Here is a 19,069-nt window from a genome sequence, read left to right as displayed (position 1 = left end):
GATTCAATGCTGGCAAATTCGAATGATTTTGCGCTACACTCTGCCGGCATCGGGGATTCCTTTGAACCTGAGTTAAGTCGTTCTGGTAAAACAACTTTCTCAGATTCTCAGCCCCGATGCACCAACATAGTGTGAGATATTCGGGCTAGAGACAACCGTGCGAACGCCGACTGCGGCAACCTGTTGATCGGCGGCGGGACGGACACTTTGTGCGTCCTTTCTTAAGTGGATCGGTGGCTAAATGCTTGAATTGCGATGACAGTTCAGCAACCCTGAACCACGAATGCTTGCGTCTAATGGACGTCGAATAGCTGATCGACCCGGGCGGCGCTGACGTAACCACTGCCACTTGTGTAAGCGGCTACGATCGCCACGCTCCCATCAGTCTACGCCGCCGCAACGCGACTTGTCCTAAAAGTCAGTTTACACTGTCACTGAACTCTTTTGCGGCCGCAAAACTCTCACGGGCAGTACGAATTGCTAAGTCGTACAAATGTACGCGGTCGACCAGTCCGCCCTGAAAAGCGCGCAACAGGAAGGCGCCGAAGACGCGTTGCCGCTCAGGATCACGCGAGAACCAATCTTCGGCAGCCACCTGTTTGAAAATACTCTGCACCATCCGGAACTCGTCGGGACGGATCGTTGTGTGCTGTTCTTCTGTATACATGCCCCACTCCCTGCTCGTCGCCTGCATTTTAAAGGAGATTTTCACCGCCTGCTACAGAAACAAGCCGCTCCGGCCCGTCTGTACGCTATCGATCAATCACACTTTTCGCTTACTACCAAAAGCGATCTGCGTGAGCAGACCGACGGTGACGTCTCGCCGTGAGGCCATATGTCGTTGTCGCAGCTAAGGTGGCTCGCCCTACACTGGTGTTCCGAGGGTTGCTTGGATAGGCCGAACCGATCCTCATCACCGGAGGATCGCCGTGGTAGCTATTCAGAAGGTTTTGTCGGAATCGGTCTTGGGAAGAATGCTATTGCTGTTGCTGTGCCGAGGCGGAGCGGGACGGAGAGATCCGCTTTGTCGGCGAGGTGGAAACGACGGATGGCGGAATGCGTCGCGCAATCCAGCGCAAACGTTCAAGTTTGATCGGGTGCAGTTCTGATACGAGGCGGGGCTCACAGCTTTTAACATGCATCGTCTTATCATTTCACTTAGCCACGAAAATCCGAAACCCGCGCCACCTGAACCCTCTTCGAAGCGCGTCTCTGTCACGTCAATACCGTTGGTGTACACCATCGGGACGCTCAATGACTACCTTGCCGTTTCGCGTGGTCGGGCCGGGCTTGATTTCGTTGGCCATGGGACAGGTTCCGCCCTTTCAAGACAGCTGGTCGATTCCCTCGAACCCCGCATATGCCGAGGTTCGCAGCCAGCGGTGCAAACTTCGAACGAGTACGGGGTTGCCGCTCAAGAAAAAGCTGCCCCTTTCCTTCTCGCGCTCGATGTTGGAGCGGCCCTCGATGATAGCTCCTAGTGAAACAACGTCGGTCTCGACGTAAAGGTCGACGTCTCGGCCGGGGTCGAGCGAGCATAGCTCGGGGAAGCTTGCGCCCGATTCGACCACAAGCCAGTAATGGGAATACCTTGGCGGGGGATCATCGCGGAAATGGAAGCGGATCACGGCGCGCCGTCGCGGCAGCTTCGCTATGACGATCAGTCGCCGCACGGCCCACATGATGGTGGAAGCATCCGCACCACTGAGCGCGGTCTCCGCGTCGATGTTGCGTTGCGCCCATTCCGCGAGCGCGTTCATGGCCGGTTCGAGGTTAATCGCCTTCTCGGTGCGGAAATAGTCAATAGTGCCCGCGGCCTTGTCTTCAATGCGCTCGACTAGACCCAACACTTCCATTTCTTTCAGCCGCTTCGACAGGATGGCGCTGGAGATGTTGCCAACCCCTTTGCGAATGTCGTTGAAGCGGGTCGAGCCGTTCCAGATTTCCGCAAGGATCTGGATGGTCCAGCGTGGTTCCAGGATCTCACAAGCAAGCGAGATCGGGCAGATTAGTCCGTAAGGTCGTTGAGCCATGACCGCCCCCGGCCTCGCATGTTAGTCCTTACGAGCGCTTAAGACCAGTTCACAATCTGAAGCGGAACGCTTCCGAAACTGCTCTTGGGCCTGCTCGCATTTTGCGGTCACAATGATCGACATTCGAGGGACCCCACACCTGGAGGGAGGAAAGACATGTCGGCCAAGATCTTGCAAATCAACTACAAGCTTAACGGGCCGAGGGCCGAATACGAGACGGAAAATCGGCCTTATGCTCAACCCATCGCAGACTTGCCTGGCCTGCGCTGGAAGGTCTGGATCATAAACGAGGGCAAAAGCGAAGCCGGCGGAATCTACCTTTTCGACGATGACACTGCGGTGAAAGCCTTTATGGATGGGCCAATCATTGCAGAGATGAAAGGTGATCCGACACTAAGCATCAAGGCGTTCGACGTGATTCCGGACCTCACCGCCATCACACGTGGTCCCTTGAAATAAATTTCTCGAAGCCACCTTTGGACTAGCAGGAAACGACTTCCTTATCTCGGGAGGGCTAGCAGGCGTATCATGGGCGAGGAAACGACTGCTGCAGGGTTTGGCAACCCGAGCCTCGACTGTGCGCAATCGTGAAGAGTTTCGGGCGCCGGCAGGTGCACGAAAGTCCCCGAGGAAGGAACCCGCGGACCACAGGCGGAGGTAGGATCCGGCAAATCCGCCCTTGCAGAGAAACTCGACGCCGAACTCAATGCGCGATCGGCTGGCAGTGCTGCCAACTTCCCGATGGATGGGTATCATTTTGACGACATGGTGCTCGTGCCCGGTGGATTGCGGCAGCGCAAAGGCGCTCCCGAAACGTTCCATGCTGCCGGGTTCGCGCATATGATCGGCCGTCTACGGGGAAATGCGGAGCCCGAAATAGCCGTGCCGGTGTTCGACAGGAGCATCGAGATCGCCAGTGTTGGTTTCCAGCATGAATTGATCCACCACGCCGTTTCTCGCTTACCAGCAGTTCGCGTAAATTTGTCATATGTCTCGCGGCTTTCAGAGCCGCGACGTGGATCAGCGCGAAGCAGAAATACGGTTCAAATCGAAGCGAAAATCAACAGTCAGTCGCAGAGCGATGAGGAGGGAAACTTATGCCTTCCTGCCGCTCGAGGCATTTGTTGCCAGGACTCCGCATTGAGACTGCGCCGTGACCTCACCTGTAATCACCGGCACCCCGCATTCACGTTAAATTCAGGGTTGCTGAACTATGATCGCTCGTCCGATTTGTATCCCAGTGTCGAATGGGTAGTTCATGAGCGTTGAAGAAATCAACAACCCGATTGCGCCCTCTCAGTTCGAGCAGGTGCGGAAGGTTTATGAGGCGATCATAGCTCTGCCCTGGTTTTTTGACTGCGAAGACACGCGCCAGGACTGTGCCGACCTGGTGATGTGCCGTTACCGCTCGGGTATGACCGATCCTGATCGGCTACTGGCAGAATGCATCGAAGAAGCCCGGCGCCGCTTCGAACTGAAATAGTCTTTCCGACAATGCAGGGCCCGATTTCTTGTGCGCTATCTAAGCGGCATACGGGTGCAGACTTCTCTTGAACATTCCCCTGCGGTAGCATCCGCCGAAACGGTCAGGTGAAATGGCATCACAGCTTGATATGTTTACCGTCGGCGAGCGGCCGCGCGTCATCAAACTTGAGACGCCTCGGAAGCCGCGGCCATCGCCCACGCATCTTTCCGAAGAGGAAATGCTGCGTGCCCTCGAAGCGACGGGTCGGTATCGGATTCTGAGGAAGCTGGATCCGCGCCAGATCGCCGATTTCCGCCGACCGGGTTTCCCGTTGATCGGCGCGATCGTCGACACCGAGACCACAGGTCTCGACCCTCGCCAGCACGAAATCATCGAAATCGGCTTGGTAGCCTTCACGTTCAATGATACGGGCGACGTCGGCGACGTCATCGGCGTTTATGGTGGCCTGCAGCAACCAATAGCTCCAATCCCGCCCGAGATCACGCAACTGACTGGGATCACCGACGAGATGGTTGCCGGCCAGGTCTTCGATATTGGTGCGGTGCGAGCCATCGTCGAACCGGCCGATCTGATCATCGCCCACAATGCGGGTTTCGACAGGCCGTTCTGTGAAGCCCTCAACGACCTTTTCGCGCGGAAAGCATGGGCGTGCTCGGTTTCCGAGATCGACTGGAGCAGTCGCGGTTATGAAGGAACCAAGCTCGGCTATCTGATCGGGCAGAGCGGCTATTTCCACGACGGACATCGCGCTGTCGACGATTGCTTCGCGTTGCTTGAGGTGCTCGTCGGCGTGCAAGACGGCGCCGAGCGTTCTGCGTTTGCCGAGCTCTATCAGGCGAGCCAACGCTCGCGCGTCCGCATCTTCGCGGAAAACTCACCTTTCGATCTCAAAGATCATCTCAAGGCACGGGGATATCGCTGGGCCGATGGCAGCGATGGCCGCCCCAAATCCTGGTGGATCGAGATCGCCGAAGAGAACCTGGATGAGGAGCTTCACTTTCTGAGGACGGAAATCTACCGCTGGCCGGATGCCGATCCTCCACTCCAGCGGCTGACAGCCTTCGACCGCTTCAGAGCGCGAAAATAGCTTGTCGGTCTCGGCGGCGTCGCGATGATCGTCGGCTGTTGCGAACATGACTATATCTCGTAGCGGTGGCATACAGCCACACAAGATATCTTCCACCCTCGATCATAATGGCAGGATGAAACGATGCTGAAGACCGATACCCGCCAAGCGAATTGGCGTCGTGCTAATCCCGGCAAGTATGACGCTCATCTTGCCGTGCAACGAGCGGTAAAAGCGGGGGAGCTCGAAAAGCAAACGTGCGAAGTCTGCGGCGCCGAAGCAGTGGATGCGCATCACGATCAGTATGACGAGCCGTTGAGGGTGCGATGGTTATGCCGGCTTCATCACACGCGGCTTCACCACTACGGCGAAGACATGTTTCCGATCAGCAATGGTCTTTAGAATTGGCTTGATGCAGTAGATGGTTATTCCGCCCCGTAGCGAAGGGCGCTCCCCGAAACGATTGAGCGTCCTGTTCTTCTTCAGCCAGCCGGCCTGTCGTTGATGTCGAAGACCGCGGCATTGTCCTGGACTTCGCGCAGCCCCTTGTAGGATGCGTGCCGCAGATTGCCATCATGGGTCCATCCGCGAAACTCGATCTCAACGATCAATGTCGGCTCTGCAAAGACCAGGTTCTTGCCCTTGAGCGGCACCGCCGGCCGCTTGGTCTTCAATTTGTCGAGTATCGTGCGCAGCTCTTCCGCATCCTTGGCGTTGAAGCCCGTGCCGACCGAGCCGACATAGACCCAGTCATGCCCCTTGCGGCCGGCAAGCAGCAGGCTGCCGATGCCGCCGCGGGCGGCGGTCGACTGCTCGTAGCCAACGATCATGAAGCTTTCGCTCTGAACGCATTTGATCTTCAGCCAGTCGCCGGTGCGGCCAGAGCGATAGGGCCGGTCCCGTTGCTTGGCGATGATCCCCTCAAGCCTCAGCGAGCAGGCATGTGCCAGGAGCACGGCGCCATCGCCATGGACTTCGTCCGACAGCTGGATTGCACCAGTGGCGCCATCAAGAAAATCTTCCAGCAGATGCCGGCGGACGGAGAGCTCGGTTCCGGTCAGATCGTGACCGTCAAAATAGAGGAGATCGAAAGCGAAGAGCACCGCTTCCTCTGATGAGCGCTTGCCGCCGCGTCCACCCAGCGAGCGCTGCAGCGCTCCGAAATCCGAACGCCCCTCTTCGTCGAGCACGACGGCTTCTCCATCGAGGATCGCGGTTCCGACGCCGAGCTTTTTTGCCGCGTCGGCGATTGCCGGAAACCTGTGCGTCMAGTCGTGGCCGCCGCGTGTGATGATCCGAACGCCCTTCGGTTCGACATGGATGGCGAGACGATAGCCGTCCCATTTCACCTCGAAGGACCAGTCTGGACCTTTCGGCGGCACTTTTTCCAAGCGCGCCAGGCATGGCTCGATGCGCTCAGGCATCGGATCGAATGGGAGGTTGGGCTGCGCCGGATCGCGCGGGCGCGTCGGTCTGGACTTGAGAAACTGCTCGTCCTGCAGCAGCGGCTTGGCGCGACGGCTCATCGGCCGGCCCGCTTCTCGGCCGCGACCGACTTCTTCAAGGCGTCCATAATGTTGACGACATTGCTGGGTTTCGACGACTGCTGAGGTTTAGCCTTGGTCTGGGCAGGTTTCTTCAGCGCCTTCTTCTTGGTCGCGATGATGTCGAGCAGCCGCTCCTGGATCGGATCGACGACCATTTTAGGGCTCCAATCCTTCGTCTGCTTTCTGATCAGTTGCTGAACCAGCGGCATCATTTCCGGTTCGGCGTTCTCGTCGCCGATCGCCTCGAAATAGCTGTCTTCATCGCGGACCTCATCCCCATAGCGAAGCGTCCATAATACGATGCCTTTGCCGCAGGGCTCAAGCATGACGGCGCGCTCGCGGCGCGAGATCACCAGCCGGGAAATCCCGACCATCTTCTGCGCTTCCATGGCGTCGCGGATGACGGAAAACGCTTCCTGTCCGACTGGATCGTTTGGGGAAAGGTAATAGGGCGTTTCGAGCCAGATCCACTCGATGCTATCGCGTGGCGTGAATGTCGAGATATCGATCGTCCTGGTCTCAAGGGCGACGTTTTCGAGCTCCTCGTCTTCGAGAATGACGTATTCGTCCTCGCCACGCTGGTAGCCCTTGACCTCGTCTTCTTCCTTGACCTCGTTGCCGGTGACGGAGTCGACGTAATGGCTGACGACGCGGTTCTGGGTTTTACGATTGAGCGTGTGGAAGCGGACTTTTTCGCTCTCGGATGTGGCAGGCATCATCTCAACCGGACAAGTGACGAGCGAGAGTTTAAGATAGCCTTTCCAATAGGGACGCAGAGCCATGGCGGCATCCTCCCCTTAACCGGCGCGCCGGGCTGGTGTCGCGGCCTGCTTCGATTTTGCGGCAGTCTTTGCGGTCTTCTCGCGCCGCGCGCCTTGGTTGGCGTTCGCGGCCGTGCGCTTCGGCTTCGTCTCCCTGGCGGCCACTCCGGCACTTTCGCGCAGTGCCTGCAAGAGGTCGCTGGGCTTCGACGCAATCGGTGCCTTCTTCTTCGGGAGCGCGCGGCCTTCGATCTTGGCTTTCACCAGTTCGGCGACGGCAGCCTCATAGCGGTCGTCGAAGGTGCTTGCGTCAAAACTGCCTTTCTTCGTGGCGATGATGTGTTCGGCGAGTTCGAGCATTTCGCCTTCGATCTTCAGATCCGGCATGTCTTCGAACGCTTTTTCCGACGAGCGGACCTCATAGTTGAAGTTCAGCGTCGAGGCGATCAGCCCCTTGCCGTGCGGCCGGATCAGGACAGTGCGCATCCGCCGGAAGAGGACGGTTCGGGCAATGCCAGCGACTTTCTCCTCCTTCATCCCATCACGCAGCAGCAGGTAGGCCTCCTTGCCCATCTTGTCGGGCGCCAGGTAATAGGGCTTGTCGAAATAGGTAGTGTCGATCTGCGAACAGGGGATGAAGGCCTCGATCTTCAAGGTCTTGTCGCTCTCTGGAATGACCGCAGCCACTTCCTCGGGTTCGAGCACGACATATTGGCCGTTCTCGACCTCGTAGCCCTTGACCTGGTCCCCGCGCTCGACCGGATCGCCGGTTTCGGTGTCGATGAATTCCCGTTTCACCCGATTGCCGGTCGTGCGGTTGAGCGTATTGAAGGCAATCCGTTCGGACGAGGACGCAGCCGTATAGAGCGCCACCGGACAGGAGACTTCTCCGAACTTGATGAAGCCTTTCCAATTGGCTCTCGGGCTTACCATACGCTCATACTCCAGACGCAACTCAGGCGATTCAAGCGAATCAGCCGCGAATCGTTCCGATTCGAAACGAATCATTTTTCAATGACTTAGCGCCATCTGACTGCAAGTTGTGCGAGTCCCGCTTAGGCTTATGATTCCATGAGTCATTTAGCATCAGCGCGCGCTTTTTGGGTGCGACAACCTCCAAGGAGTCCTGCCGTCAGCAAGCGTGAAATGATCGACACGAGCACTGGAAAATGGCCTGTCCCCCGCGACACGAAGGGCAGGGTCAAGAAGAGCGTCGATGTCTCGCGATCGCTCTCCGCCGACATGCGCAACGACGCGAACAGGAGGCAAGGCCTGGCACACGCCATGTTTCGACACCAAGCCTTCCGGCGTTGCCAGCCGTGTGAAAAAATTCCCAATTCTGTCATCGGATTGAATCCCCTCATAGATTCCTTCGAAGTCGCCCGTTCGTTCAACTTGAGCGCGCCAGGTGCGCATTGACTCGTTTTCGCTTTTAGAACAAATAAAGAACATATCACTCTTACCAAAGTCAAAAACGGGTTGCCCTACAGGAGATCATGACGACAGCCACCGCGCCTTCGAATGCCGTTGTCGCCGAGCTACGCGAGAAGATCGCCAGCCTGGAAGGGGCGGGCATGCGTGCTCGCACGGTCCTGCCGTTCGGTGTGGATGCGATTGACGCGCAGCTGCCCGGCGGAGGGCTTGCTTATGGGGCGCTGCATGAAGTCGCCGGTGGTGGCAATGGTGCGATCGATGGCGCGGCCGCCGCCCTCTTCATTGGCGGCATCGCGGCCCGCACCACCGGCAAGGTCGTCTGGTGCCTCACACGCTTCGATCTCTTCTTTCCAGCCCTGGCCCAAGTCGGCCTTCACCCCGACCGCGTCATCTTTGTCGAGTGCGACAAGGAGGAGACGGTGCTGGCAAGCTTCGAGGAGGCGCTGCGTTATGGCGGGCTTGGAGCCGTGGTCGCCGAACTGGTGCGCCTGCCGATGACGGCCTCGCGCCGGCTGCAGCTTGCGGCGGAGAAGTCGGGCACGTTGGGCCTGGTGATCCGCCGCTGGCGGCGGCAGACGGAAGCTTCCGATTTCGGCATGCCGACGGCCGCGGTGACCCGTTGGCGCATCTCGGTGCTGCCGTCCGAGCCGCTTCCCGTGCCGGGCATGGGCCGGGCGCGCTGGCTCGCGGAACTGATGCGGGTCAGGGCAGGCGAGGGAGGAGAATTCATCATCGGAGCATGTGATGGCCAGGGTCGTATCTGTCTTTCTTCCGACACTGCCGACCGACCGGATCAGGCGGGCCGATCCTTCGCTGTCTCCTGACACGCCGCTGGTGGTCATCGCCAGGAGCGGTTCGAAGCGATGGGTTGCGGCAGCCGATCTGGCAGCGGCCAGGCTCGGCCTTCGTATCGGTATGCCGGCGGCGAAGGCGCAGGCCTTAGTCCAGGGGCTCATTATGGTTGACGCCGACCCGGCGGCAGATCTCGCAGCCCTGGAACGGCTGACGCTCTGGGTACTGTCGCAATATTCCCCTGTCACAGCCATGGACCCTCCGGACGGTATCGTCCTGGACACAGAAGGCGCCGATCATCTTCACGGTGGCGAGGAAATGATGCTGTCGGGCCTCGTCAATCGCTTACGCGGCCGCGGTCTCGCAGCGCGAGCGGCGATCGCCGACAGCTGGGGTGCCGCACATGCGCTGGCTCGGACCATAGGTCGCGAGACGATCATCGTCCCGCGCGGTGAGACAGCAAAAGCCGTCACCCGATTGCCGCTGTCGTCGCTGCGTTTGACGGCTGAGATCGTTGCAAGCCTCCGCACTCTCGGCTTCGCTACCGTCGGCGATCTTGCCGACACGCCACGGGCGCCGCTGACCCAGCGCTTCGGTCCGGAGGTAGGACGGCGTCTCGACCAGATGTTCGGCCGTCTCGCCGAGCCGATCGATCCGATCCGACGGGTCGATATCGTCGAGGTGCACAAATCCTTTGCCGAACCGATCGGCGCACCGGAAACGATCGAGAAATATGTGGGCCGTCTCGTCCGGCAACTCTGCCAGGCGCTCGAGAAGCGGGGACTTGGTGTGCGGCGCGCCGATCTCATCGTGAACCGCGTCGACAACACGCTTCAGTCGCTACGGGCGGGCACGGCCAAGCCCGTTCGCGACATCGCCTGGCTGACGAAACTGTTCCGCGATCGGATCGAGAGGATCGAGCCTGGCTTCGGCATCGAGAAACTGAGCCTGGCGGCCATCATCGCCGAGCCGCTGACGGAAACTCAGTCCTCATCCTCGCTCATTGAGGAGCAGGTGACCGATGTGACGCCGCTGATCGATGTACTCGGCAATCGTGGCGGCCAGCGGATTTTCCGGGTCGCGCCGGTGGCAAGCGACGTCCCGGAGCGCAGCGTCCAGCGGATCGCGCCGACCGCCGACGAGGGTGGCGCCACCTGGCCGCTCCATTGGCCACGGCCGTCGCGGCTTCTGACGCGACCGGAGGCAATTGAGGTGATTGCGCTTTTGCCCGACCATCCACCGGTTTCCTTTACCTGGCGTGGCAAGCGGCGAAAGGTGAGGCGTGCTGACGGCCCGGAGCGGATCTTGGGCGAATGGTGGCAACGCAGCTCCGAATGGATCGCGGTCCGCGACTATTTTGTTGTCGAGGATGAGGTGGGCGAGCGCTTCTGGATTTTCCGCTCCGGCGATGGCGTCGATGCGGACACCGGCTCCCACAAATGGTTCCTGCACGGAGTGTTTGCCTAAATGCGCTACGCCGAGCTTCAGGTCACCACGCATTTCTCGTTCCTGCGCGGCGCGAGCTCGGCGGAAGAGCTGTTTGTCACCGCCAAACTCCTGGGCACTGAAGCGCTCGGCGTCGTCGACCGCAACAGCCTCGCCGGCATCGTTCGGGCGCTCGAAGCGTCGCGCGTCACGGGCCTCAGGCTCGTCGTTGGCTGCCGGCTCGATCTGCAGGACGGCATGTCGATCCTCGTCTATCCCACCGATCGCGCTGCCTATTCCCGATTGACGCGGCTGCTGACCCTGGGCAAGGGCAGGGGAGGGAAAGCCAACTGCATCCTGCACCTCGGCGACGTCGCGATCTATGCCGAAGGGCTGATCGGCATTCTCGTGCCTGACATGCCGGACGAGACCTGCGCCGTGCAGCTCCGGAAAATGGCGGAACTCTTTGGCGACCGGGCCTATGTCTCCCTCTGCCTGCGTCGGCGCCCCAACGATCAACTGCGGCTGCATGAGCTGTCAAACCTAGCGGCGAAGCATCGGGTGAAGACCGTCGTCACCAATGACGTGCTGTTTCACGAGGCCGGCCGGCGCCAGCTGCAGGACGTGGTCACCTGCATCCGCACCGGCACCACCATTGACGATGTCGGCTTCGAGCGCGAGCGGCATGCCGACCGCTACCTCAAACCGCCGGAAGAAATGGCGCGTCTGTTTCCCCGATATCCGGAAGCGCTGGCACGGACGGTGGAGATCGTCGAGCGTTGCAAATTCTCGCTCGAGGAGTTGGTCTATCAATACCCCGAGGAAGCACTGATCCCGGGCATGACCGCGCAGCAATCGCTGGAGCATTACACCTGGGAAGGCGTCAGGACGCGCTACCCCGAGGGGTTGCCAGTGCATGTCGAGAAGACCATTCGTCATGAGCTCGCTCTCATCGAAACGATGAAATACGCGCCTTATTTTTTGACCGTCTTCTCGATCGTCCGCTATGCACGATCGCAGGGCATTCTCTGCCAGGGCAGGGGATCGGCCGCGAACTCCGCCGTCTGCTATGTGCTCGGCATCACCTCGATTGATCCCGAAACCAACGATCTCCTGTTCGAGCGGTTCGTTTCTCAGGAGCGCGACGAGCCGCCCGACATCGATGTCGACTTCGAGCATGAGCGGCGCGAGGAAGTGATCCAATGGATCTACAAGACCTATGGCCATGACAAGGCGGCCCTCTGCTCGACCGTCACCCGCTATCGCGCCAAGGGCGCCATTCGCGATGTCGGCAAGGCGCTTGGCCTGCCCGAAGACCTGATCAAGGCGCTCTCCTCCGGTCTCTGGTCCTGGTCGGAAACCGTCGGAGAGCAACAGGTGCGCGACCTCGGTCTCAATCCGGAGGATCGGCGACTTGCCCTGACGCTCACACTTGCCGGGCAACTGATGGGGGCGCCGAGGCATCTCGGCCAGCATCCCGGTGGTTTCGTGCTCACCCATGACAGGCTCGACGATCTTGTGCCGATCGAGCCTGCAACCATGGTCGACCGGCAGGTGATCGAATGGGACAAGGACGACATCGAGGCGCTGAAGTTCATGAAGGTCGACGTGCTGGCGCTCGGCATGCTGACCTGCATGGCCAAGGCCTTCGCGCTGATCAGAGAGCACAAGCATCAGGATCTCGATCTGGCGACCATTCCGCAGGAGGACCCGGCAACCTACGCGATGATCCGCAAGGCCGACACGCTCGGCACATTCCAGATCGAAAGCCGGGCGCAGATGTCGATGTTGCCGCGCATGAAGCCTAGGACTTTCTACGACCTCGTCATCCAGGTGGCGATCGTCCGCCCCGGGCCGATCCAGGGCGACATGGTCCATCCCTATCTTCGCCGGCGCGAAGGCAAGGAGAAGGTCGAGTACCCGACGCCCGAACTGGAGGCGGTGCTCCACAAGACGCTCGGTGTGCCGCTGTTTCAGGAGTCAGCGATGAAGGTGGCGATGGTATGTGCGGGGTTTACAGGTGGCGAGGCCGACCAGCTGCGGAAATCGATGGCGACCTTCAAGTTCACCGGCGGCGTCTCGCGCTTCAAGGACAAGCTTGTATCCGGCATGGTCAAGAATGGCTATTCACAGGAATTCGCCGAGAAGACATTCTCCCAGCTTGAGGGTTTCGGCTCCTATGGATTTCCCGAAAGCCATGCCGCCTCCTTCGCGCTGATCGCCTATGCCTCCAACTATGTGAAATGCCATTTCCCGGACGTCTTCTGCGCGGCACTGCTGAACTCGCAGCCGATGGGCTTTTATGCGCCGGCGCAAATCGTCCGTGATGCACGCGCGCATGGTGTCGAGGTCCGTCCCGTCTGCATCAACCGGTCGCGCTGGGACTGCACGCTCGAGCGGATCGATGATACCGACCAACACGCGGTGCGCCTCGGCATGCGAATGGTCCGCGGATTGGCGACGGCGGATGCGGCGCGGATCATCGCGGCTCGCGCCGATGAGCCCTTCGTATCAGCTGATGATATGTGGCGGCGGTCGGGCGTGCCGGTTGCCTCGCTCGTCGAGCTTGCCGAAGCCGATGCCTTCCTGCCTTCATTGCGGCTCGAGCGCCGCGACGCGCTTTGGGCGATCAAGGCGCTGCGAGACGAGCCGCTGCCTCTCTTCACCGCCGCGGCCGAACGCGAGGCGCGGGCCATTGCCGAGCAGCAGGAACCAGCGGTTGAGCTCAGGCAAATGACCGACGGCCACAACGTCATCGAGGACTATAGTCATACCGGCCTGACGCTCCGGCAGCATCCTATGACCTTCCTGCGCATCGACCTCGCCAGCCGCCGGATAATCACCTGCGCCGAGGCAATGACGGCGCGTGACGGTCGATGGCTGATGACGGCCGGCCTCGTGCTGGTGCGCCAGCGGCCGGGTTCGGCGAAAGGGGTGATGTTTATCACCATCGAGGACGAGACCGGCATTGCCAATGTCGTGGTCTGGCCAAAGCTCTTTGAGCGCTCGCGCAGCGTGGTGCTCGGCGCCAGCATGATGGCGATCAACGGCCGAATTCAGCGCGAAGGGGAGGTGGTTCATCTCGTTGCCCAGCAGCTCTTTGATCTCTCGGCCGATCTGTCGAGCCTGGCCGGGCGCGGCGGTGCGTTCCATCTCCCGACCGGCCGTGGAGATGAGTTTGCCGATGGCTCGCTTCGAAGTCCGGAATCACGCGAGATAGTGCCTCCGGGGGTTCGGGCAAGAGATATATTCGTGCCGGATCTTCATATCGACACGTTGAAGATCAAGAGCCGGAATTTTCAGTAGCAGCCTTGAAGAACTCTGGTTCGGGTGTGCGGTTCTTTACTAACCCCGGATTGTCCGCAAACAGATCATTCCGTCGGAGGATGCATGGCCTCACTTCGAAACTGTTGCGAACCCAATTGCCCATTAAAGGCGGCAGCGTCGCTGAAGTGGCACCTGTCCAGCGGGACAAGGGTAGAGATTTCCAAGGGGCGAGGAAGTAGTAGGAAGGGAAGTTAGGCCGAAGAGGAAGTAAGGCGGAAGAAGGGGGAGTTCTCCTTGGCGGAAGCGGTAGGGGATCGCGGGCATGTAGATGAAAGACCACCGAGTCGACAGGTCATTTCGCGATGGGTCATGGAGCGTTTGGCGCGGATGGCGCGACGTCCGGATTGTCAGGCCGTCTCTATTCGCTTGAACGCTCAGGTTGTTCATCCGAAGGCAGCGGAAGTGAACACGGCACGATCGCGACGTCGAATGCACCAAACGAAGAGGGAGTGTGTGTGTGTGTGAGCTGCCCATGCCTTGAGCGGTCGATCTGTATGGGCGACGTGCCCCCTCTCCGGGTTGGGCAGGATACCTTCAGTAAGAGCTTCGAATGCCTGGGATAAGTGGTTCTCAATGAATGCACTAACAGCGCGAAACCTATAAGCCGCGGCTACACCCCTGCGCGGTGATCAGATTTGGTGAAATCTTGCGCTAGTGCGTTGACTTCCGGCACGAAATACAAGATATGCTAGCTTGGTCTCGAGCGAGCGAATATTTGTTGCGTTGATGCAACAGCACGTATTTCTTATGTGAATCGCTACGGGGAAGTACCCTAAAACGCTATATTGATTGCGGACAAAATTCTGGCGTCGCTAGAATGGGTGCCGCGATTGATATGGAGTAGCCAAATGGCCCATCATCAACGCGAGGGGACGAATACCGTCTCCGCAATTTCTAACAACATTCGTGAAGTTGACTTCGACGACAACGTGGCAATCGTGCCCATAGCGACCTGGGCGCGAACGCGCCGGCAGTTCGTGAAGGCCCCTCACATATGGGCGTCGACAGTCTCGCCTGGAGAGTCCGAAGTTCGGGAGGCTGGTTCGTTTCTTCCGTGGCACCACGGTTCTTTTTTCAACGTCGAGATTGAGTTCGACAGCGAAAAGATGGGTTTTTTGAACCGGGATTACTTTTTGGGTGTTTTTGGCCAGTGGCATCGCGAAGCTCGCAGCCTCTTCCCTTGGGAGCATACCGCGACGCGTCTGGAGCGTTATTCGACAAGTCGAAAGCGCTGGCGGATCGTCCGGGCGGATCGATATCATTCGTTGGCCACAGCATCGTGTGTTTCAGGGAGTTGGCAAGCGCGGCAAGCCAACGTGGTGCCCGAAGATGACTTGGACCTGTTCTACGATGTCGTCCGCCGGTGGTGGGTCGCTCACTCGCCGGGCTGGCTTCAGCCGGAGGGCATTAAGTTTGTGGATTCCATGGTCTCGCACAAGGGCGTCTACAATCGTCATATGTCGATCGTGAACTCCCTGGAAGAACTCGTCCGTCCCGTCGATGGTCGCCCCGATACTATGGGTTGTCGGATGATCTGGACCTCGGCCCGGCTAGCAGCTTCGTATCGGGAACGGAAGAACTTTCCTGGTCACCAGCCTGATCGCTGCTCTGAGTTTCCATACGGTTGGGAACTGAAGGAATATCTGGTGTCTAAGGGTCGCGACCCTAATTGGGTCCTCACTCTGGCAGCGTTATAGACGTGACGTCGACCTCTCTCAGAAGTGGTGCGCTATCGACGTGCTCTCCATGAACCGTTGCCGGGCGCGGACGTGCCCGGCAACGCCTATAGTCGTGCGGATGCGCAAATTGGGTGAAAACATGCTCGATGAACTACATACTGCCGAAGTACCGCTGTATATCACGGAGGTAGATTTCTCTTTTCAGCCGACACCAACCGCCGCCATGGTCGGCTCTCAGCATGATGATAATCATGGGGAGGGGGTGAACAAGCGGAAGCTCCGCAAAACGGAACTGAAAGATGAAGTGCGGCGCCTTTACGATGCCGCGTCTTTTTTGATCTGGGAAACAGGCTTGTTCTTCAATGCCCACCTGACGATCAACGCTGGCTGTCTCGGTTTTACAGAGTGGCTGGACTTTAGTCAGAAGATAACGGACTTCAACAAGGAAATGAACCGCTGTCTGTTCGGCGGAGATGTGACAGTATCGCGGCGGGCCGCCGCTGGTGCAGCGATGCAGCGCGTAAGCCGGCGTTCGCTCGAGGTCGTGCCGCATGCGCATTACTGGCTGTCCGTGCTAGAATATGGACGGGACATGGGTGGTCATGCACACCAGCTCTGCGTTGTTCCGAAAGCGGCCGTCGCTCCATTCAGAGCAAAAACCGTTGAATGGTGGACGAAGCATAGTCCTGGGCCAGTCCAGCCCCAAGCGATCGTCATTCGGATCGAACATCCACCAAGCCTGGCCCAGAAAGCATCTCTACAACGCCAGCTGTTTCGTTATTTGACTAAGACGGCTTCGGCGAACTGGGGATTTCCGCGCGACAACGGTACGTTTTTGTCGATACGTGACATCTTCAAGCCGTTCCCGAATGAATGCGATACTGTCCTTGTGCCCGTGCATCAACTAGCTCAGATCAGCCACAGATTGAGTTCGAAAGTGCAAAACGAGCTGGGGTTTAGATCGTTTTACCGGCTTCGCTGTTATGGAGAGGTGTATGATGCTTGGGAGGCGGAACCTTTTAACCGCCAGGAGCGGTGCCGCAACGCAGAGGTTATTGGCAGCATAACTGTCTAGCCTAATTTTCCGAAATTCAATTTCGGAAAATTAGGTGGACGATTTGGCGAGCCACGCCCGGAAAAGCATAGCGTTTCCAGGCGGTTATGACATTAGAATTCCACTGGAGATCTCGCTACGCGTCGAACGCATATTCGAGGTCTTCCGGTGGTTTTTCGAGCGTAATTGTAAAGAGCTCATTTGCGTTTTGGACAACTGGCTTTTCCGGGGCCAGGCGGGCGCGGCGCAGCAGCTTGATAAATTCCTCAAGGCCTTTCCGCGCTTGAGCTTCTTTTTGGCCATCAATGTAGATCGTGCCCTTGTTGGGGTAGAAATTAAATTGACCAACTTTGATTTGATAGGCGGTCTTTTTGACAAATCTGATTTTTTGGCGGGCCAGCGTGGTAGTCGCTTCTTCCATTGTGCATCGTGTGTTTTCTTGCATCTGAAACCTCATTTTAAAAGCCGCCAAGACAATCTTCATCAATCCCAATACTGGCGGGCAAGGGGATAAGAGAGAGGGAAGGTAGGTAAGTCGGTCAGTCAGTGAGTCGGTCAGTCAGTGAGTTGGTCAGATGGTTGGTTTCAGGCGAATTCTTGTTCTATATGGCTTATCGCACGTCAGGTTGACGAGGATGATCTTGTGCAGGTGTCATAGCGTTTGATGGTGCCGCAGCGGGGCGTCGGATGCACGTTCAAGTGCAAGTGACACCGTCACCGTTCATCCGGATATAAATGAGAAAAATCCAGCTTTGGATCGATAGCGCCGATTGCCGCCGCAAGTTGTTCCAGGGTAGAACCCTTTGTGTAGCGAGCAGTTTCACCCTGCGAGCTGTGCCCGGTTAGATGATCAATCACCATGGTAGGGACGTTTGCCTGATGCATGAACGTCGTCGCTGTATGACGCAAGGAGTGAAAATCCACTTTGGGCCGGTAAACACCGATGTCGCGACGATATCTGGTGAACCACTTGGTGAAAGCATGGCCAAGCTTTTTATCCGCTCCCCCGGGTTTGAGTGCCGGAAAAATTGAGCGTGAGCCTTTTGTGCCAAAGGAAGCGACATATTCGAGAAAGCCAAGTTTGATGAGTTCTGGATGGATTGGCACGCGGCGGACAGCATTTGAATTTTTGACCTGTCGCGACGCGTTGTCGTTGACATCGAAAAAATAAACATCGTCTTGGCTGCGCAGGTCGTCGGTGCGAAGCTGGCAAATTTCTTCGAGGCGCATTCCGCTGTAAAGGCCTATAAGCGGCACCCAAAACTTTTCGTCCCGAACAATGAGGTGCCCCTCTTGCGTGCGCCTCCCTTCCGATAGACAACCCGACCATATTGGCGATGCAAACAGTGCCTTCAGATCAACCATTTCCCATTGGTTGCGTTCGTCTTTTGCGCGCTTCGTGGCGGTGAACTTAAAATCGGAGAAAATGTTTGCTTCGGCTTCGCCCGTAGCTATTGCCTCAGCCCACAAAGCTGAAAGTGCTGAGAAGTGCCGCTTTATAGTCTTTTGCGTTAAGTACGATGCTCTGTTCCCTTCCGGTAGCTTTTCGAAACGCACAACGATCTCGTTTGGCTCCATTCCCTTAAACACTGCGGCCTTGCTGTAATTTGATGGCAGGCGCTCCGCAGTGCGGCGGAAATTGCCGGCATCGGAACGCGAATAGTCTCGGAGGGGTCTGTCGCCACAGATCTTGACGAAGAGCTCATAAGAAGCCTCGGCCTGGTTTGCCGTTTGCTGAGTCCAATTGCCGCGCTGAACCTGGTCTTCCACAACGTGGGGGTATGCCGATGACATTACGCGATGGTTTGCGTGTACTGAAGCAGGTTTCACGGCGTCGGCCCGGTGAGAGGGCGCGGACTCTGGCTCCAGCACATGCTTGAGAAGTTTGTCCCTAGGCTCGAAACTATAGTCGCCTTCGTATCTCGCCCGAAGAGCCTGAGCCAAGTCAATGCCAGCGCGATGGACTGCCTCTTTGCATTGATGGCGCTCACGGTCGCTCATCGCAGCCCAATCCAAGCCTGCGAGTTTGGCCGCGATACGAGCGGTGAGCTGACCCGTTTCCAGGGTGTTGCTCCCGAGTGTTTTCCTCATTTCCTCTGATACATTGAGCCAATATGCTCCACGAGCAACACGGCCTTCCTCCGTGAGCCATGCGCCGTTGGCGCGGGCAGCATGTTCCTTCTCAAGAACATGATTGTAGAAACTTTGGGCGAGACGTGCCAGTTGGTCCTGTGTCAGCATGGGAGAAGTCCGGGCGATTTCGAAAATGTGTTCGGACAGCCAATATAGCTGGTCGGCAAAAATCCGCGCCGTTTTTGCGTCACAATTTCCAAGACTCCGAACCATTTCGCGCCGCTTAAGCAATCGTCTCAATTCGATAGGTACGACACGACGGAACTGATAGGATCGTCCACGGCGAACGACATTAGAGATTGATCCCAAACTAGCCTGCCTGCTACCCTAAG

16 protein-coding genes are annotated in these 19,069 nt (G+C 58.2%); 9 read left to right on the top strand and 7 right to left on the bottom strand.

Annotated elements, in window-relative coordinates:
* Positions 1–418: 418 nt before the first annotated feature.
* Both AC1DYF_RS16095 and AC1DYF_RS16090 read right to left on the bottom strand, forming a co-directional pair.
* On the bottom strand, positions 419–667 hold the full coding sequence (locus tag AC1DYF_RS16095) for a hypothetical protein (protein WP_477877744.1): 249 nt from the start codon (positions 665–667) through the stop codon (positions 419–421).
* A gap of 658 nt (positions 668–1,325) precedes the next feature.
* Positions 1,326–2,033, bottom strand: a complete 708-nt coding sequence (locus tag AC1DYF_RS16090) for a winged helix-turn-helix transcriptional regulator (RefSeq protein ID WP_477877743.1) — start codon at positions 2,031–2,033, stop codon at positions 1,326–1,328.
* A gap of 156 nt (positions 2,034–2,189) precedes the next feature.
* On the opposite strand from AC1DYF_RS16090, the gene AC1DYF_RS16085 reads away from it, so the two are divergent.
* From AC1DYF_RS16085 to AC1DYF_RS16070, 4 genes are all read left to right on the top strand, one after another.
* Entirely contained in the window at positions 2,190–2,492 is a 303-nt protein-coding gene (locus AC1DYF_RS16085) for a YdhR family protein (RefSeq protein ID WP_477877742.1), read from the top strand.
* A gap of 799 nt (positions 2,493–3,291) precedes the next feature.
* On the top strand, positions 3,292–3,516 hold the full coding sequence (locus tag AC1DYF_RS16080) for a hypothetical protein (protein WP_477877741.1): 225 nt from the start codon (positions 3,292–3,294) through the stop codon (positions 3,514–3,516).
* Positions 3,517–3,628: 112 nt separating this feature from the next.
* Entirely contained in the window at positions 3,629–4,606 is a 978-nt protein-coding gene (locus AC1DYF_RS16075; protein ID WP_477877740.1) for a 3'-5' exonuclease, read from the top strand.
* A gap of 123 nt (positions 4,607–4,729) precedes the next feature.
* Positions 4,730–4,987 (top strand): hypothetical protein, encoded by a 258-nt coding sequence (locus AC1DYF_RS16070; RefSeq protein WP_477877739.1) that lies wholly within the window; start codon positions 4,730–4,732, stop codon positions 4,985–4,987.
* A gap of 80 nt (positions 4,988–5,067) precedes the next feature.
* On the opposite strand, the gene ligD is transcribed toward AC1DYF_RS16070, so the two are convergent.
* Genes ligD through ku (AC1DYF_RS16055) form a run of 3 tightly spaced genes read right to left on the bottom strand, consistent with a single transcriptional unit; the run spans position 5,068 to position 7,826 of the window.
* Positions 5,068–6,111, bottom strand: coding sequence for a non-homologous end-joining DNA ligase (gene ligD, locus AC1DYF_RS16065; RefSeq protein WP_477877738.1), 1,044 nt, complete (start codon positions 6,109–6,111; stop codon positions 5,068–5,070).
* On the bottom strand, positions 6,108–6,914 hold the full coding sequence (gene ku / locus AC1DYF_RS16060) for a non-homologous end joining protein Ku (protein WP_477877737.1): 807 nt from the start codon (positions 6,912–6,914) through the stop codon (positions 6,108–6,110). Before ku (AC1DYF_RS16060) ends, ligD begins: the two co-directional genes overlap by 4 nt.
* 15 nt (positions 6,915–6,929) lie before the next feature.
* A complete protein-coding gene (ku, locus tag AC1DYF_RS16055; RefSeq protein WP_477877736.1) occupies positions 6,930–7,826 on the bottom strand; it encodes a non-homologous end joining protein Ku in 897 nt (298 codons plus the stop codon).
* Between the two features lie 563 nt (positions 7,827–8,389).
* Between ku (AC1DYF_RS16055) and AC1DYF_RS16050 the strand changes: the two genes are divergently transcribed.
* From AC1DYF_RS16050 to AC1DYF_RS16030, 5 genes are all read left to right on the top strand, one after another.
* Positions 8,390–9,151 carry an ImuA family protein gene (locus AC1DYF_RS16050; RefSeq protein ID WP_477877735.1) on the top strand — a complete coding sequence of 254 codons (762 nt, stop codon included), beginning with the start codon at positions 8,390–8,392 and terminating at the stop codon, positions 9,149–9,151.
* Positions 9,072–10,586, top strand: a complete 1,515-nt coding sequence (locus tag AC1DYF_RS16045) for a Y-family DNA polymerase (protein WP_477877734.1) — start codon at positions 9,072–9,074, stop codon at positions 10,584–10,586. The genes AC1DYF_RS16050 and AC1DYF_RS16045 overlap by 80 nt, the downstream gene beginning before the upstream one ends.
* The gene (locus tag AC1DYF_RS16040; protein ID WP_477877733.1) at positions 10,587–13,850 is read left to right on the top strand and encodes an error-prone DNA polymerase; all 3,264 of its coding nucleotides are present in this window, start codon (positions 10,587–10,589) and stop codon (positions 13,848–13,850) included.
* A gap of 869 nt (positions 13,851–14,719) precedes the next feature.
* The gene (locus AC1DYF_RS16035) at positions 14,720–15,568 is read left to right on the top strand and encodes a hypothetical protein (protein ID WP_477877732.1); all 849 of its coding nucleotides are present in this window, start codon (positions 14,720–14,722) and stop codon (positions 15,566–15,568) included.
* Positions 15,569–15,677: 109 nt separating this feature from the next.
* A complete protein-coding gene (locus AC1DYF_RS16030) occupies positions 15,678–16,625 on the top strand; it encodes a hypothetical protein (RefSeq protein ID WP_477877731.1) in 948 nt (315 codons plus the stop codon).
* Between the two features lie 115 nt (positions 16,626–16,740).
* Here AC1DYF_RS16030 and AC1DYF_RS16025 read toward each other — a convergent pair whose 3' ends face one another.
* Positions 16,741–17,025: a hypothetical protein gene (locus tag AC1DYF_RS16025; RefSeq protein WP_477877730.1), complete on the bottom strand. Its 285-nt coding sequence runs from the start codon at positions 17,023–17,025 to the stop codon at positions 16,741–16,743.
* A 293-nt stretch (positions 17,026–17,318) separates the two neighbouring features.
* The gene (locus tag AC1DYF_RS16020; RefSeq protein ID WP_477877729.1) at positions 17,319–19,046 is read right to left on the bottom strand and encodes a tyrosine-type recombinase/integrase; all 1,728 of its coding nucleotides are present in this window, start codon (positions 19,044–19,046) and stop codon (positions 17,319–17,321) included.
* Positions 19,047–19,069 lie beyond the last annotated feature (23 nt).

This window comes from Rhizobium sp. P2_G9 (assembly GCF_056403475.1).
The sequence above is the reverse complement of the archived record's forward strand: the minus strand, read 5'-3'. Positions and strand labels throughout refer to the sequence as shown.

Bases quoted from the DNA above. Each gene is read 5' to 3' on its own strand.
- AC1DYF_RS16095 (WP_477877744.1), bottom strand. From the start codon at position 667: ATGTATACAGAAGAACAGCACACAACGATCCGTCCCGACGAGTTCCGG.
- AC1DYF_RS16090 (WP_477877743.1), bottom strand. From the start codon at position 2,033: ATGGCTCAACGACCTTACGGACTAATCTGCCCGATCTCGCTTGCTTGT.
- AC1DYF_RS16085 (WP_477877742.1), top strand. From the start codon at position 2,190: ATGTCGGCCAAGATCTTGCAAATCAACTACAAGCTTAACGGGCCGAGG.
- AC1DYF_RS16080 (WP_477877741.1), top strand. From the start codon at position 3,292: ATGAGCGTTGAAGAAATCAACAACCCGATTGCGCCCTCTCAGTTCGAG.
- AC1DYF_RS16075 (WP_477877740.1), top strand. From the start codon at position 3,629: ATGGCATCACAGCTTGATATGTTTACCGTCGGCGAGCGGCCGCGCGTC.
- AC1DYF_RS16070 (WP_477877739.1), top strand. From the start codon at position 4,730: ATGCTGAAGACCGATACCCGCCAAGCGAATTGGCGTCGTGCTAATCCC.
- ku (WP_477877737.1), bottom strand. From the start codon at position 6,914: ATGGCTCTGCGTCCCTATTGGAAAGGCTATCTTAAACTCTCGCTCGTC.
- ku (WP_477877736.1), bottom strand. From the start codon at position 7,826: ATGGTAAGCCCGAGAGCCAATTGGAAAGGCTTCATCAAGTTCGGAGAA.
- AC1DYF_RS16050 (WP_477877735.1), top strand. From the start codon at position 8,390: ATGACGACAGCCACCGCGCCTTCGAATGCCGTTGTCGCCGAGCTACGC.
- AC1DYF_RS16045 (WP_477877734.1), top strand. From the start codon at position 9,072: ATGGCCAGGGTCGTATCTGTCTTTCTTCCGACACTGCCGACCGACCGG.
- AC1DYF_RS16040 (WP_477877733.1), top strand. From the start codon at position 10,587: ATGCGCTACGCCGAGCTTCAGGTCACCACGCATTTCTCGTTCCTGCGC.
- AC1DYF_RS16035 (WP_477877732.1), top strand. From the start codon at position 14,720: ATGGCCCATCATCAACGCGAGGGGACGAATACCGTCTCCGCAATTTCT.
- AC1DYF_RS16025 (WP_477877730.1), bottom strand. From the start codon at position 17,025: ATGGAAGAAGCGACTACCACGCTGGCCCGCCAAAAAATCAGATTTGTC.